The 16421-nt window shown below is 73.5% G+C and carries 5 protein-coding genes and 1 pseudogene; all 6 read right to left on the bottom strand.

Annotated features, from left to right (window positions below; genetic code table 11):
• Positions 1 to 130: 130 nt before the first annotated feature.
• A complete protein-coding gene (locus tag BS80_RS02995) occupies positions 131 to 943 on the bottom strand; it encodes a shikimate dehydrogenase family protein (protein WP_035792221.1) in 813 nt (270 codons plus the stop codon).
• The gene (locus BS80_RS03000; protein WP_051965801.1) at positions 940 to 2367 is read right to left on the bottom strand and encodes a 3-deoxy-7-phosphoheptulonate synthase; all 1428 of its coding nucleotides are present in this window, start codon (positions 2365 to 2367) and stop codon (positions 940 to 942) included. Before BS80_RS03000 ends, BS80_RS02995 begins: the two co-directional genes overlap by 4 nt.
• Complete coding sequence (locus BS80_RS03005; RefSeq protein ID WP_051965802.1) at positions 2364 to 3440, bottom strand: 3-dehydroquinate synthase family protein; 1077 nt, start codon at positions 3438 to 3440, stop codon at positions 2364 to 2366. Before BS80_RS03005 ends, BS80_RS03000 begins: the two co-directional genes overlap by 4 nt.
• A 128-nt stretch (positions 3441 to 3568) precedes the next feature.
• Positions 3569 to 4912, bottom strand: a complete 1344-nt coding sequence (locus tag BS80_RS03010; RefSeq protein ID WP_035792224.1) for an NAD(P)/FAD-dependent oxidoreductase — start codon at positions 4910 to 4912, stop codon at positions 3569 to 3571.
• Positions 4913 to 4978: 66 nt separating this feature from the next.
• A complete protein-coding gene (locus BS80_RS03015) occupies positions 4979 to 5758 on the bottom strand; it encodes an arylamine N-acetyltransferase (RefSeq protein WP_083974131.1) in 780 nt (259 codons plus the stop codon).
• 46 nt (positions 5759 to 5804) lie between these two features.
• Positions 5805 to 16403 (bottom strand): annotated as a pseudogene (locus BS80_RS42385) (type I polyketide synthase); the annotation flags it as partial.
• Positions 16404 to 16421: the final 18 nt, after the last annotated feature.

Here is a 16421-nt window from a genome sequence, read left to right on the forward strand (position 1 = left end):
GCCGACGGAACAGCGGAACAATGGCCCCGGGGATTTCACGCAAGGTTTTGCGGCCTCACAGTAGGGGGCACCTTCGGCGGCCCACATCCCCCGGTCTGGTAGTCGTCGGCCCCGGCCTGCTGATCATCCGTCAGTGCAGCCCGAAGAATGCCCGGTACGCGTCCACCTGGCCGTTCAGCATGTGGATTCCGTGGTGGACGTCGAACCCCAGGGCGGCCGCCTGTCGCAGCAGCGGCGTGTCCCTGGGTTTCATGATGATGTCCGCCACCACCCCGCCGGCCGCGAGGTCGTCCGGGCGGAACGGCAGCGGGTCGCCCGGGTTCAGGCCCAGCGGGCTGGCGTTCACCGCGATGTCGCTGTCGTGCAGGGGCGGCTGGGCCGCGGCGCGGACCTGGCCCGGCCAGTGCTCGGCCAACCGCTCGACGAGCGCGGCCAGCCGCGGGCCGTCCGGGTCGGTGACGGCGAGCCGGTCCACGCCGGCCGTCAGCAGCGCCGCCGCGATGGCGCTGCCCGCCCCGCCGGCGCCCGCCAGCGCCACTCTGCGGCCGCGGACCTGGTGACCGGCCTGCTCCAGGCCCGTCACGAAGCCGGAACCGTCGAAGTTCTCGGCCAGCCAGCCGCCGTCGGCCTCGCGCCGCAGCACGTTGGCGGTGCCGGTGATGTCCACCGTGCGGCTGCGCCGGTCGGCGAGGCGGGCGGCGGCCGCCTTGTGCGGCACGGTGACGAACAGGCCGTCGAGGTTGCCGACGTGCTGCAGACCGCGGAGCACCGTCTCCAGGTCGGCCGGCGTGACGTGCACCGGGACCAGCACGGCGTCGATGCCCAGCCGCGCGAAGAGCGGGTTCAGCATCCCGGGTGACTGGACCTGGGCGACCGGGTCGCCCAGGACGGCGTACAGGCGGGTGGTGCCGCTGATGGCTGGGCCGGGCGCGGTGTCGGTCATCGTGGCCTCTCGGGGCGGGGTGGGGTGCGCCGGGCGAACAGTTCGGCGACGGTGAAGGCGAGTTCCATCGACTGCTCGGCGTTCAGGCGGGGGTCGCAGGCGGTCAGGTAGCGGGCGGGCAGGTCGTGTTCGGCGATCCCCCGGGCACCGCCGAGACACTCGGTGACGTCCTCACCGGTCGCCTCCAGGTGCAGGCCGCCGGGGTGGGTGCCGAGCCGGCGGTGGACGTCGAGGAAACCGGTGATCTCCTCGAGCACGTGGTCGAACGCTCGGGTCTTGTAACCGCTCTCCGTGGTGCGGGAGTTGCCGTGCATCGGGTCGCACTGCCAGACCACCTGGTGGCCCGAGGCGGTGACCTTCTCGACGATCGGCGGGAGCACGTCGCGCACCCGGTCGTGCCCCATCCGGCTGATCAGCGTCAGCCGCCCGGGCGTGCCGTGCGGGTCGAGCCGGTGGACGTACTCGACCGCCTGCTCGGGGGTGGTGCCCGGGCCGATCTTCAGCCCGATGGGGTTGGCCAGCAGCTCCGCGAAGGCGATGTGCGCGTCCTGCGGCGCGCGGGTCCGCTCCCCGATCCAGAGGAAGTGCGCCAGCCCGCTGGAGAGCAGCGGTTCCGGGCCGCTCTCGTCCACCCGGAGCAGGGCGCTCTCGTAGTCCAGCAACAGGGCCTCGTGGCTGACGTAGATCTCGCTCTGCCGTGCCGTCCGCCCGGAGGCCCCGAGCCCGGCCAGCAGGCGCAGGCTGCGGCCGATCTCCTCGACCGCCGGCGCGTACCGGCCGCCCGCGGGCGAGTCGCGGACGAAGCGGAGGTTCTCCGCGTGCAGCGCGTGCGGGTCGCCCAGCTCGCCCCGGCAGAGCCGACGGGCCAGGGCCATCGTCTCGACGGCGTTGGCCTGGGCCCGCAGCATCCGTGCCGGGTCCGGGGTGCGGGCGGCGGAGGTGGGCTCGACACCGTTGACGATGTCACCGCGGTAGACCGGCAGGCCCTGCGCGTCGACCTGCTGGGAGCGCGGCTTGGCGTACTGGCCCGCGGCCCGGGCCAGTGGGACCACCGGCAGGCCGGTGGCGTGCGTGAACACCAGCGCCATCCGCTTCAACAGGCCCAGGTTGGCGCGCAGATGCGCCGCGGTGTGGTCGGCGAAGGTCTCCGCGCAGTCCCCGCCCTGCAGCAGGAACGCCTCACCCCGGGCGACGGCCGCGAGCCGCTCGGACAGCTGCGCGGTCTCGGCGGGCGCCACCACCGGGGTGGCGGTGCGCAGCCGGTCGACCACCGCCCGGACCACCGCCCGGTCCGGCCAGTCGGGCTGCTGCGCCGCGGGTCTGGCCAGCGCGGCGGCCAGACGCTCGGCGAGCAGCCGCTCCACCGGGCGCCCGGTGCGGTCCGGTGCCCTGCCGCCGGCCGGGCGCCGTGGTGAGTACCTCATGTCACCCTCGCTCCCGTCCCCGCGGGCCCGTGGGCGCCGAACCTGACGAGCCGGGCGAGCGGCTGACGCGGCATCAGCGCCAGCGCCCGCACGACCGCCCGCTCGGGCACGTCGTGGACGAGCTCCGCGCCCCCGGGACCGTCCAGGACGAAGGCCAGCCCGGCGAGTGCCTTCTTGTCCCGCCGCATCAGGCGGATCAGTTCGGCCGGCTCGACGCCCTCGGGCAGCGCGGCGGGCAGCCCGTAGGACTCGACGACCTCCCGGTGCTCGGCCACCCGGGCCGGGTCGATCCGGTCCAGGACGCCCGCGAGCAGGCCGGCGAAGACGGTGCCGACGGCGACCGCCTCGCCGTGGCGCATCGCGAAGTCAGTGGCCACCTCCAGGGCGTGGCCCAGGGTGTGGCCGTAGTTGAGCAGGTGGCGCAGACCAGTGTCGCGTTCGTCGGCCGACACGATGCCCGCCTTGAGGGTCACACTGGCGGCGATCTGGTCCGCCAGCGCCAGCGGGCGCAGGTCGCCGGCGCCGATGAAGTGGCAGCGGGCGATCTCGCCGAGGCCGTTGAGCATCTCGCGCCGCGGCAGCGTCGACAGGTAGTCGGTGTCGCAGAGCACCGCGGCGGGCTGCCAGTAGGCGCCCACCAGGTTCTTGCCGGACGGCAGGTTGACCGCCGTCTTGCCGCCGACGCTGGCGTCCACCTGGGCCAGCAGGGTCGTCGGCAGGTGCACGACGGGCACACCGCGGTGGTAGAGGGCCGCCGCCAGGCCGACGACGTCGGTGGTCGTCCCGCCGCCGCAGGAGACCACGGCGTCGGTGCGGGTGAGGCCGAAGCGCACGAACTCCGCGCAGAGTGCCTCGACAGTGGCGAGGTTCTTGTCCGGCTCACCGTCCCGGGCGGGCAGGAACAGGGTCTCGACGCCGGTGTCGGGCACCCACTGCTCGGGCCGCGCCGACACCACCGCCACCCGCCGGGCGCCCAGGCCCCGGATGACCTCGGCCAGCGAGGAGCGCACTCCCGGGCCGATGAGCACGTCGTACGAACGGTCGCCGATGCGGACCGGAACTTGTTCTCTCACGCCGCTTCACCCTGTCCTGTAGAACGCGGAACGCGGACTGTTCGGTGCTGCGCCCACCCGGCGCCCCGCCCCGGGTTCCGGCGGCGGTCGGCCGCCGGAACCCCGGGCGGGCGGGGGGACAGTGGCCGCTACTGGCCGTTGGTCACCCGCAGGATGCGCGCCTCGGCGCGCTCCTTGCGGTCGTGCTCGTCCAGCTGCGGGTACGACGGGCAGCCGAAGACCCGCTGGAACGGCGCGAAGGTGTCCCACTCCGGGCGCCGGCGCATCTCCTGCGCGACCGCGTTGTGCTCGCTCCAGAAGTCGCCGCCGATCAGGCGGATCAGGTAGCGCTCCAGCGCGTCGCGCGAGGTGGTGCGCCCGGCGTCGGCGGCCACCGAGACCAACTCGCCGTCGTAGAAGGCGTGGATGAGCCGGATGTAGGTGTCGTAGCCGGTCTTGAAGTAGTTCGAGTACTCGCCGATGAGCCGGTCGGCGTCCGCCGGGTCGTTCAGCGCCGCGCCGATCGTCTCAGCGGCGCGGGTGGCGGTGGCCGTCGCGACGAGCACCCCGCCGGAGAACATCGGGTCGCCGAAGCAGCCCGCGTCGCCGACCATCACCCAGCCGGGGCCGGTGACGGTGTCGGCGTGGTAGCAGTAGTCGGTCTCGATCTTGAGGTCCATGCTCGGGCGGGTGCCGGTCAGCCGCGCGGTGATCCGCGGCACCCGGTTCAGGTGCTCGTCGAAGACCTGCTCCGGCGTGCCCGCGCGGAACACGTCGCGCGGCATCACGGTGCCGACGCTGATGACCTCCTTGGAGATCGGGATCGCCCACACCCAGCCGTCGTCGTGCGCCCCGACCTGGATGTCGCCCTCGGCGCCGAGGTTGTGCGTCTCGTCGAGGCCCTCGTAGTGCCGGAACACCCCGACCATCCGGAGCTTCTCCAGCGTCTTGCGGAGCCCGAACTTGTTCGCGATCCGCCCGGACCGGCCGCTCGCGTCGATCACGTACGTCGCGCGGACCTCGCGCTCCTCGCCGTCCTTCTCGTAGCTGACGCCGACGATCCGGTCGCCCTCCATCAGCAGGTCCTTGACGCCGGTGCCGAGGTGCACCTCGGCACCCGCCGCGGCCGCCTCCTCGACGAGCATCGCGTCGAACCTGGCGCGCTCGACCTGGAAGGCGCGGTCGAAGCGCCCCTCGCCCTGCTTGGCGAAGTCCGCGCGGAAGACGCCGGAGAAGAACTTCTTCTCCGTCGGGTCGATGAATTCGCCGCCGAACTTCGGGACGAATCCCCTGGACTCCAGGGCCTCACGCAGGCCGATCCGGTCGAAAAGGCCCATCATGTAGGGCAGCATCGACTCGCCTATGTGGAAGCGCGGAAACTCGTCGCGCTCCAGGAGCACCACGGAATGGCCCTGCTTGGCCAGGAGATAGGCACTGACCGCGCCGGCCGGACCGCCTCCGATGACCACCACGTCGGCCGAGTTCTTCGCCATGGGATATCCCTTCGTGATTCTTCGTACATCGCCTGTGGATAGTGCTCTCGCGGGTGCTCTCGCGCCTCAGGGGAGGTCCCCGGAGACGATCGCGGCGACGAGCACGCGGTGCTCGTCGTCGTCGACGACGGTGCGCACCCGCTCGCGTCCGTCACGGACCGTCAGAAAGCGCCGGCCCTTCAGCACGGCCTGGCCGTCCTCGAACGCCCGGCCGTAGAGAACGCCCTGCATGTCGCCGTCGGGGGGAGGGGCCGGGTTCTGTCGGGCGCGGTCCTCCAGCGCCTTCCAGTCGTCCCACCGGCGGGGCAGCAGCTTGAACGTGTAGACCACGCCCCAGCGGGTCACCCGTCCGCGCCGCTGCAACGCGAAGTCACCGTCGCCCCTGTCGACCAGCCGGTACTGGCAGCCGAAGCGGCTCTGCACCGCGTCGGTGACCAGCAGCGGTTCGAGGTAGGACGGCCCCGGGTAGCCGACGTCGACCAGCCACTCGTCGCCGTCCAACGCCACCCGGACGAACATGTGCTCGATCTCGGTGCCGAAGTTCTCCCAACCCTCGGCGGTACTGGCCGCCATCAGGGAGGCGTCGTACCCCAACGCGCCGAGCAGCCGGTAGAACAGCCGGTTCAGCTGGAAGCAGGTGCCGCCCCGCCCCTCGACGACGGCCGTCTCGAACACGGCGTCCTCGTCGAGGTCGACGAGGTTGACTCCGTCGCTGAAGTCCTGGGCGGCGATGTTGTACGGGATCGCCATCAGATGCCGCCTGTGCAGCGTCCGCAGCGTCTCGATGTCCACGCGCGTCTGCCCGGCGCAACCGATGCGCCCCAGGTAGGCGTCCACGTCGAACACGTCGTCATCTCCTCTCTTGTTCCGGTCTCTTGAGTGAGGCTCAGGCTCAGACCGAGATGGCCACGACACCCCCCGCGCCCTCGCCGAACAGGCGCTCCTGCATGTGTGCGACGATCCTCCCCGGCGTCGGGTGATCGAAAACGAAACCTGCCGAGAGCTTCGTCCCCATCAGCTCGCCCAGCCGGTTGCGCAGTTCGAGCGCCGTCAGCGAGTCGAAGCCGATCTCGAAGAGGCCCTGGTCCACGTCGATGTGGTGCGACGCGCTGTAGCCGAGCACGACCGCCACCTGCGCGCGGACCACGTCCAGCAGGACCGCCGTGCGCTCGGCGGCGGGCAGCCCGGCCAGCCGCTCGGCAAGCACGCGCCGCTCGTCACCGGAGACCGCGGCCCGCGCCAGCTGCCGGGTCGCGCGCACCAACCCGCGCAGCAGCGGCGGCGCCTCACGGCCGGCCGCGGCGTCGGCGCGCAGCGCGCGCAGGTCCAGCTTGGCCGGCACGAGCAGCGTCCGGCCGCTGCGCAGCGCGGTGTCGAACAGCTCCATGCCCTCGGCGGGCGTCATCCCGAGCAGACCGCCGCGCCGGTTCAACCGGCTGCGGGTGAGGTCGTCGGTGTTGGCCGCCATACCGCTGGCCTGCTCCCAGAGACCCCAGGCCAGCGACAGCGCCGGCAGGCCGGACGCCCGGCGCCGGGCCATCAGCCCGTCCATGAACGCGTTGGCCGCCGCGTAGGCGCCCGTGCCCGCGCCCAGGAACACCGCCGAGACCGAGGAGTAGACCACGAACGCGTCCAACTCCGGTGCCAACTTGCGGGTCAGCTCGTCCAGATGCCGGGTCGCGGTCACCTTCGCCGCGAACACCCGCTCCAGCCGCTCCCGGTCGACCTCGCCGATCACGCCCGCGTCGAAGAGGCCGGCGGCGTGCAGCACGGCGGTCAGCCGGCGGCCGTCGCGCTGCACGGCGGTCAGCAGGTCGGCCACCGCGTCCCGGTCGGTCACGTCGCAGGCGGGCACCGTCACCGACTCGGCCCCCAGCTCACCCAGCTCGGCCACCAACTCCCGGACGCCCTCGGTGTCGAGACCGCGCCGGCCGACCAGCACCAGGTGGCGGATGCCGTGCCGGGTGACCAGGTGGCGGGCCAGCACCGCGCCCAGCGAACCCGTACCACCGGTGATCAGCACCGCCCCCTCCCGGTCCAAGACCGGCTCCGCCCGGTCGGCGGCGGAGGCCCGCGCCAGCCGTGGCACGTACAACGCCGAACCGCGCACCGCCACTTGCGGCTCACCGACGGCCAACACCGCACCGAGCACCGCGTCCCAGTCACCCTCCACGCCGGGATCCAGGTCCAGCAGGACGATCCGGTCCGGGTTCTCCGCCTGCGCCGCACGGACCAGACCCCAGACCGCCGCACCCGCCGGATCCGTCACCGTCTCCTCGCCGCCCGCGGGCACCGCACCCCGCGTCGCCACCACCAACCGGGTCTCCTCCAACCCGGCACCGGCCAGCCAGGTCTGGACGACCTCCAGCACCCGGTCCGCGACGTCCAGCGCGGTGTCCGCGTCGCCGCCGGTGACCGCCTCCATGATCGCGGTCTGCGGGACGGCCGCCCCGGACAGCGCGTCCTCCGCGAGCGTCGCCACCTCCTCGGCGGTGGACAGCCGCAGCCAGGACGGCGCTGCGGCCCGCTCGGTGCGCAGCACCTGCGTCCACTCCACCTCGAACAGCGAGTCACCGCCCGGGCGGCCGGCCGCCGCGCCCAACTGCTCGGCGGACACCGGGCGGAACACCAGGGAGTCCGCCGTCAGGACCGGGCCGCCGGCCTCGTCGACGGCCTCCAGCGCGAGGGCGTCCGGCGCCGGCTGGGTGACCCGCACCCGCAGCGAGGAGGCGCCCGCGGCGTGCAGGACCAGGCCGTTCCAGGCGAACGGCAGCATCGTGCGGTCGTCGCCCGTGCTCAGGAACGCCTTCGCGTGCAGGGCCGCGTCCAGCAGCGCCGGATGGATGCCGAACCCGGCGGCGCTGCCCTGCTGGTCCTCGGGCAAGGCGATCTCGGCGAAGACCTCGTCACCGCGCCGCCAGGCCGCCCGCAGGCCGCGGAACACCGGCCCGTAGACGTAGTTGTGCTCCAGCAGGCCGGCGTAGAACTCCGCGGGGCCGATCTCCACCGGCTCCGCGCCGGGCGGCGGCCAGGCGGTGAAGTCGAACCCGGGCCCGGCGGTGGCTGTGGCCGTGGGTGTGAGGGTGCCGGTGGCGTGGCGGGTCCAGGGCTCGCCGACGGCGTCCTCGCGGGTCGAGTAGACGGCGACCGTGCGGGCGCCGCTCTCCTCGGAGCCGCCGACGGTGACCTGCACCCGGACGCCGCCCTGCTCGGGCAGGATCAGCGGGGCCTCGATCACCAGCTCGTCGAGCGTGCCGCAGCCGACCTCGTCGCCTGCCCGCACCGCCAGCTCCACCAGACCGGTTCCGGGCACCAGGACCACGTCGCCGACGGCGTGGTCGGCCAGCCAGGGGTGCGTGCGCAGCGACAGTCGCGCGGTGCACAGCACCCCGCCCGTCTCCGGCACCTCCACCACCGCGCTCAGCAGCGGATGGTCGACCCCTGCCAGGCCCAGGGAGGACGCGTCGGTGGCCGCCGCGGTCATCGGGAGCCAGTAGTGCTGGTGGTCGAAGGCGTAGGTCGGCAGGTCGACGCGGGTGCGGTCGGCGCCGCTGGGCAGGACGCCGGTCCAGTCCACGGCCACGCCGTGGACGAAGAGTTCGGCCATCGAGGTCAGCAGACGACGGGGGCCGCCTTCGTCGCGGCGCAGTGTCCCGGTCACCAGGGCATCGGCCTGGGCCTCGTCGGCGATCTCGTTGATCGGCTGGACGAGGACCGGGTGGGCGCTGGCCTCGACGAAGACCGTGTGACCCTCGCTCAGCAGCGACGCCACCGCCGGTCCGAACCGCACCTGGCCGCGCAGGTTGCGATACCAGTACCCGCCGTCCAGCACCCCGGGCTCGGCGACCCACTCACTCGTCACGGTGGAGAAGAACGGCACCAGCGGCGCCTGGCTGCGGATGTCCGCGAACGCCTCCGCCAACGTCTCCTCGATCGCCTCCACATGCCGGGAGTGCGAGGCGTAGTCCACCGCCACCCGGCGCACCCGGACACCGTCCGCCGCCAGGACGTCCAGGGCCTCGTCGAGGGCCTCGGCGTCACCGGCGATGACGACGGAGGCCGGGCCGTTGACGGCCGCGACCTCGACGCGGTCCGCCCAGCGCTCCAGGCGCTTGACGGCGTCCGTCTCGGAGAGCGCCACCGACGCCATACCGCCGCGTCCCGCGAGGCTCCCGGCGATCACCCGGCTGCGCACCGCCACGATGCGGGCGGCGTCCTCCAACGAGAGCGCGCCCGAGACGCAGGCCGCCGCAATCTCGCCCTGCGAGTGGCCCAGGACCGCGTCCGGGATCACACCTACCGACGCCCAGACGGCGGCCAGACCGACCATCACGGCGAAACTCGCGGGCTGGAGTACGTCCACGCGCTCCAGCAGCTCGGCCGGGGCCTCACCGCGCAGCACGTCTTCCAGCGACCAGTCCACCCACGGGCCGAGGGCCCGGGCGCACTGCGCGACCCGCTCCGCGAACACCGGTGAGGAGTCCAGCAGTTCACGGCCCATGCCGACCCACTGCGAACCCTGCCCCGGGAAGACCAGCACCGTCCGGCCCGGGCCGGACACGCTGCCCGACAACACCCCCGGAGCGGAGTCGCCTTGTGCCAGCGCGGCCAACCCCGCCAACGCCTCCTCCGTCGAGCCGGCCACCACCACCGCGCGCTCACCGAGCAGCGCGCGCCGGGAGACCAGCGCGTTCGCCATGCCGGTCAGCGACACCGGCTGCCCGGCGTCGAGGACGGAGACCAGCCGCGCGGCCTGGCCCGCCAGCGATCCGGCGCTCTTCGCCGACACCACCAGCGGCACCACACCGTCGGATGCGGCCACCGGCGCGGGCTCCTCCGGGGGCGCCTGCTCAAGGATCACGTGCGCGTTGGTCCCGCTCAGCCCGAACGAGGAGACGCCCGCCCGGCGGGGGCGGTCGGTCTCCGGCCACGCCCGCGCCTCGGTCAGCAGCTCGACGGCGCCCGCCGTCCAGTCCACCTGGGACGACGGCGCATCCACGTGCAGGGTCGCGGGCATCACGCCGTGCCGCAGCGCCTGCACCATCTTGATCACACCCGAGACACCCGCCGCCGCCTGGGCGTGGCCGATGTTCGACTTCAACGAGCCCAGCCAGAGCGGGTGTTGCGGGTCACGGCCCCGGCCGTAGGTGGCCAGCAGCGCCTGTGCCTCGATCGGGTCACCCAGCACCGTCCCGGTGCCGTGCCCCTCCACCAGGTCGACGTCGGCGGTCGACAGTCCGGCCGCCGCCAGGGCCTTGCGGATCACTCGCTGCTGCGACGGGCCGTTGGGCGCCGTCAGGCCGTTGGACGCGCCGTCCTGGTTCACCGCCGAGCCGCGCAGGACCGCCAGCACCTGGTGCCCGTTGCGCCGCGCCTCGGACAGCCGCTCCAGCACCACGACGCCCGCGCCCTCGGCCCAGCCCGTGCCGTCGGCCGCGTCCGCGTACGACTTGCACCGCCCGTCCGTGGCCAGCGCCTTCTGCCGCGAGAACTCCATGAACATGCTCGGGCTGGACATCACCGTCGAGCCGCCGGCCAGCGCCAGCGAGCACTCTCCCTGGCGCAGCGCCTGCGCGGCCAGGTGGATCGCCACCAGCGAGGACGAACAGGCCGTGTCGACCGTCACCGCCGGTCCCTCGAAGCCGAACACATAGGACACCCGGCCCGACGCCACACTCGCGCCCGCGCCGGTCAGGGCGAAGCCGCCCAGCTCCGCCGGGACGTTGCCGCCCGCGTAGTAGTCGACGCCCATGATGCCGTTGAACACCCCGACATCGGTGCCCTTCAGCGTGCCCGGGTCGATGCCGGCCCGCTCCATGGCCTCCCAGGAGGTCTCAAGCAGCAGCCGCTGCTGCGGGTCCATCGCCAGCGCCTCACGCGGCGAGATCCCGAAGAAGACCGGGTCGAACAGGGGTGCCTCGTGCAGGAACCCGCCCTGGCTGACGTAGGAGGTGCCCTCGCTCTCGGGGTCGGCGTCGAACAGGCCGTCCACGTCCCAGCCCCGGTCGGAGGGGAAGAACGACACGCCGTCCCGCCCCTCGATGACCAGCTGCCACAGGTCCTCCGGGGTGGCCACGCCGCCCGGCAGGCGGCAGGCCATGCCGACGATCGCCACCGGGTCGGCCGGGTCGTGGACGGCCGTCGTGGGAACCACCGGGCCCGCCGCGACCGCCGTCCCGTCGAACTCGCCGAGCAGGTAGCGGGCCAGGGCGAGCGGGGTCGGGTAGTCGAACACCGCCGTGGCGGGCAGGTTGAGGCCGGTGGCCTCGCGCAGGCGGTTGCGCAGCTCGACGGAGGTGAGCGAGTCGAAGCCGGCGTCCTTGAACGCCCGTTCCGCCACGACGTTCGCCGCGCCCGCGTGGCCGAGCACCGAGGCGACGTGCGTACGGACCAGGCCCAGCAGCAGCGCCTCCTGCTCGGCCGCCGCCAGCCCGGCCAGCCTGCCGGCCAGCCCGCTGCCCCCGCCGCCCGCGACGGCCCGCGCCAACTGCCGCCCCGGGCGCACCAGTCCGAGCAGCAGCGGCGGCACCCCGGCGCCGGCCGTGGCGGCCGCGCGCAGGGCCCGCAGGTCGAGCTTGACCAGGACGAGCAGCGCCCGGTCGGCGGACAGCGCGGCGTCGAAGAGCTCCATGCCCTCCGCCGCCGTCAGCGGCTGGGCACCGCCACGCCGGTTCATCCGGCTGCGGGACAGGTCGTCCAGGTCGGCGCCCATGCCCTCGGCCTGCTCCCACGGGCCCCAGGCCAGCGACAGCGCGGGCAGGCCGTCCGCCCGGCGCCGGGCCATCAGCCCGTCCATGAACGCGTTCGCGGCTGCGTAACTGCCCGTGCCCGCACCCAGGAACACCGCCGAGACCGACGAGTAGGTGATGAACGCGTCGAGGTCCGGGGCGAGTTCGCGGGTGAGCTCGTCCAGGTGCAGCGTCGCGGTCACCTTCGGCGCGAAGACGCGCTCCAGCCGGACCGGGTCCACCTCGCCGACCACACCGCCGTCGAAGACACCCGCCGCGTGGACCACGGCGGTCAGCCGGCGGCCGTCGCGCCGCACGGTGGTCAGCAGGTCGGCCACCGCGTCCCGGTCGGTCACGTCGCAGGACGGCACCGTCACCGACTCGGCCCCCAGCTCACCCAGCTCGGCCACCAACTCCCGGGCACCCTCGGCCTCCAGGCCGCGCCGACTGGTCAGCACGAGGTGGCGGATGCCGTGCTCGGTGACCAGGTGGCGGGCCAGCACCGCGCCCAGCGAACCCGTACCACCGGTGATCAGCACCGCCCCCTCCCGGTCCAGCACCGGCTGCTCCGCCCGGTCGGCGGCGGAGGCCCGCGCCAGCCGTGGCACGTACAACGCCGAACCGCGCACGGCTACTTGCGGCTCACCGACGGCCAACACCGCACCGAGCACCGCGTCCCAGTCACCCTCCACGCCGGGATCCAGGTCCAGCAGGACGATCCGGTCCGGGTTCTCCGCCTGCGCCGCACGGACCAGACCCCAGACCGCCGCACCCGCCGGATCCGTCACCGTCTCCTCGCCGCCCGCAGGCACCGCACCCCGCGTCGCCACCACCAGTCGGGAGTCCGCCAACCCGGCACCGGCCAACCAGGTCTGGACGACCTCCAGCACCCGCTGGGCCAGGGCTAGGGGGGTGTCGCCATCACCGCTGGTGACGGCCGCCAGCACCACGGCCGCCGGTGCTTCGGCGGCCTGGAACATCGCTGCCACGTCTTCCGGGCCCTCGATCCGGGTCCAGGACGGGGTCGTCCCGGCCGACTGTCCGACGGCGGCGGCCAGTTCGGTCCAGTCCACCCGGAACAGCGCGTCGGTGCCCGGCGTACCGGCCGCCGCCTCCAACTGCTCGGCGGAGACGGCCCGCGAGACCAGCGAGTCCAGCGTCAGGACGAGCCCGCCGGCGTCGTCGACCGCCTCCAGCGAGAGCGCGTCCGGCGCCGGCTGCGCGACCCGCACCCGGACCGACGAGGCACCCGCCGCGTGCAGGACCAGGCCGTTCCAGGCGAACGGCAGCCGCACCACCGGCGCCTCGTCCGTCGCGGCGCCGCTCAGCGCGGCCGCCGCGTCCAGCATGCTGGAGTGCAGGGCGGCGTCGAGCAGGCCGGGGTGGATGCCGAACCGGGCCGCGCTGCCCTGGTGGTCCTCGGGAAGGGCGACCTCGGCGAAGATCTCCGCGCCGCGCCGCCAGACCGCGCGCACGCACTGGAACGACGGGCCGTACGCATAGCCCGCACGGGCGAGCAGGTCATAGCCACCGGTGATGTCCACCGACTGCGCGCCGGGCGGGGGCCAGGCCGTGAAGTCGAACTCCGGCTCGGCGCTGCCGGCCGTGGTCGGCAGCAACGTGCCGGTGGCGTGCCGGGTCCAGCCGTCCTCGGCGGTGGCGTCCTCGCGGGCGGAGTAGATGGCGACGGTGCGAGCACCGCTCTCGTCCGGGCCGCCGACGGCGACCTGCACGCGGACGCCGCCGTGGTCGGGCACCACCAACGGCGCCTCGATGACCAGTTCGTCGAGGGTGCCGCAACCGACCTCATCGCCCGCCCGCACGGCCAGTTCCACCAGTCCGGTGCCGGGCACCAGGACGACGCCGCCGACGGCGTGATCCGCCAGCCAGGCGTGCGTGCGCAGGGAGAGCCGGGAGGTGAAGACCAGCCCGTCGGACTGCGGCAACTGGAGGACCGCACCGAGCAGCGGGTGATCGGCCTTGCCCTGCCCGAGCGAGGCCGCGTCGGTGGACGGGTTGCTCGGCAGCCAGTAGTGCTGGTGGTCGAAGGCGTAGGTCGGCAGGTCCAGATGGGTGCCGCCGGTGCCGGTGGGCAGGGTCTTCACCCAGTCCACCTCCACACCCCGGACGAAGAGTTCGGCGACCGAGGCCAGCACGGTCTGTGGTTCCGGACGGCCGTCGCGCAGCGCGGCGACGCAGACCGCAGCCTCACCCGCCGACTCCGCCACCACCGCGCTCAGTGCCGCGCCCGGGCCCAACTCCACGAAGAGCGTGCCGCCCAGCGCAGCCGCTGCCGTGCCGATCCCGTCGGCGAACCGCACCGGACGCCGCACGTGCTCCAACCAGTACGCCGGATCGGCAAGTTGGCCAGGTTCCGCGACGCGGCCGGTGACGTTGGAGACGACCGGAACCTCCGGATCCCGCCAAGTCACCCCCGCCAGCACGGCCGCGAACTCCGCAAGCATCGGCTCCATCAACGCCGAATGGAACGCGTGCGAGACCGTCAGCCGCTTGACCTTACGGCCCTGTTCCTTCAGCGTCTCGGCCGCCTTCAGGACGGCCGCCTCGTCGCCGGAGAGCACCACCGACGACGGCCCGTTCACCGCCGCCAGATCCACCCCAGCACCGAGCAGCTCCGCGACCTCGGCCTCCGTCGCGGCCACCGCCACCATCGCACCACCCGACGGCAACCCCTCCATCAACCGGCCCCGGGCCGCCACCACCGCCGCCGCATCCTCCAACGACAACACACCCGCCACATGCGCCGCCGTCAGCTCACCGATCGAATGACCCATCACCGCATCCGGACGCACCCCCCACGACTCCACCAGGCGGAACAACGCCGTCTCCACCGCGAACAACCCCGCCTGCGTGAACACCGTCCGATCCAGCAACCCCCCACCGGCCGTGCCGAAGACGACATCCCTGACCGAGTGCTCCACCCGACCCGCCAACTGCGCGTCCAGCGCCGCGCACACGCCCTCGAAGGCCTCGGCGAACACCGGATACCGCTCGGCCAACTCCCGTCCCATACCGACCCGCTGCGAACCCTGCCCCGGGAAGACGAGGACCAGCTTTCCCGGACCGCCGGCCGGCGAAGCACTGCCGGTCACCACGCCGGGCGCGGATTCACCGCGCGCCAGCACGGCCAGCCCGGCCAGCGCCTCGTCCGTCGAACCGGCCACCAGCACCGCGCGCTCACCGAGCACCGCGCGCTGAGCGATCAGCGCGTGCGCCGTAGCGGGCAGCGACACCGGCTCCGCAGTGTCCAGGAAGGAGACCAGCCGGCCGGCCTGGCCGACCAGCGCTTCGGCCGAGGCCGCCGAGAGCACCAGCGGCACCACCGCGTCCGGTGCGGGCTCTGCCGCCGGCGCCGGCTCCTCCTCGGGTGCCTGCTCCAGGATCAGGTGCGCATTGGTGCCGCTGACCCCGAAGCCGGACACGGCCGCCCGCCGGGGGCGCCCGGTCTCCGGCCAGTCCTGAGCCTCGGTCAGCAGCTGCACCGCGCCCGCCGACCAGTCCACCTGCGAGGACGGCGCGTCGACGTGCAGCGTGGGCGGCATGATGCCGTTCCGCATCGCCTGCACCATCTTGATCACGCCCGCGACACCCGCCGCCGCCTGGGTGTGACCGATGTTGGACTTCAACGACCCGAGCCGCAACGGCCGGTCGGCGGGCCGGTCCTGGCCGTAGGTGGCCAGCAGCGCCTGCGCCTCGATCGGGTCGCCGAGAACGGTGCCCGTGCCGTGGCCCTCCACCAGGTCGACATCGGCTGTCGACAGGCCCGCGTTGGCGAGGGCCTTGCGGATGACGCGCTGCTGCGAGGGACCGTTGGGCGCCGTCAGACCATTGGACGCGCCGTCCTGGTTCACCGCGCTGCCGCGCACCACCGCGAGCACCCGGTGCCCGTTGCGCCGCGCCTCGGACAGCCGCTCCAGCACCACGACGCCCGCGCCCTCGGCCCAGCCGGTGCCGTCGGCCGCTTCGGCGTAGGCCTTGCAGCGGCCGTCGGAGGCCAGCCCGCGCTGCCGCGAGAAGTCGATGAAGAGGCCGGGTGTGGCCATCACCGTCGCGCCGCCGGCCAGCGCCATCGAGCACTCGCCCCGGCGCAGCGCCTGGGCCGCCAGGTGGATCGCGACCAGCGAGGACGAGCAGGCGGTGTCGAGCGTGACCGCCGGGCCCTCGAAGCCGAACACGTAGGAGATCCGGCCGGACGCCACGCTGGCGGCCGCCCCGGTCCCGGTAAAGCCCTCCAGCTCGGGCGGCACACTCCCACCCGCGAAGTAGTCGACGCCCATGATGCCGTTGAACACCCCGACGTCGCTGCCCTTCAGCGTCGCCGGGTCGATGCCGGCCCGCTCCAGCGCCTCCCAGGAGGTCTCCAGGAGCAGCCGCTGCTGCGGGTCCATGGCGAGCGCCTCGCGCGGCGAGATCCCGAAGAAGCCCCCGTCGAAGTGCCCCGCCCGGTGCAGGAACCCGCCCTGGTTCACATAGGAGGTGCCACGGTTCTCCGGGTCCTCGTCGAACAGGCCGTCCAGGTCCCAGCCACGATCGGTCGGGAACGCCGACACGCCGTCCCGGCCCTCGCTGACCATGTTCCACAGCCCGTCGGGGCTGTCGACACCACCGGGCAGTCGGCACGCCATACCCACGATCGCCACAGGCTCGCTGGACGCGCTGACGAGCTGACGGTTCCGCTTCTTCAGCGAGCCGACCTCTTCGAGCGACTTCCGCAGCGCCTCGACGAGCTTGTCGTATGAAGTACTCACTTAACTGCCCCC

It is taken from the genome of Kitasatospora mediocidica KCTC 9733, from assembly GCF_000744225.1.
In the GTDB taxonomy this organism is placed as follows: Bacteria; Actinomycetota; Actinomycetes; order Streptomycetales; family Streptomycetaceae; genus Kitasatospora; species Kitasatospora mediocidica.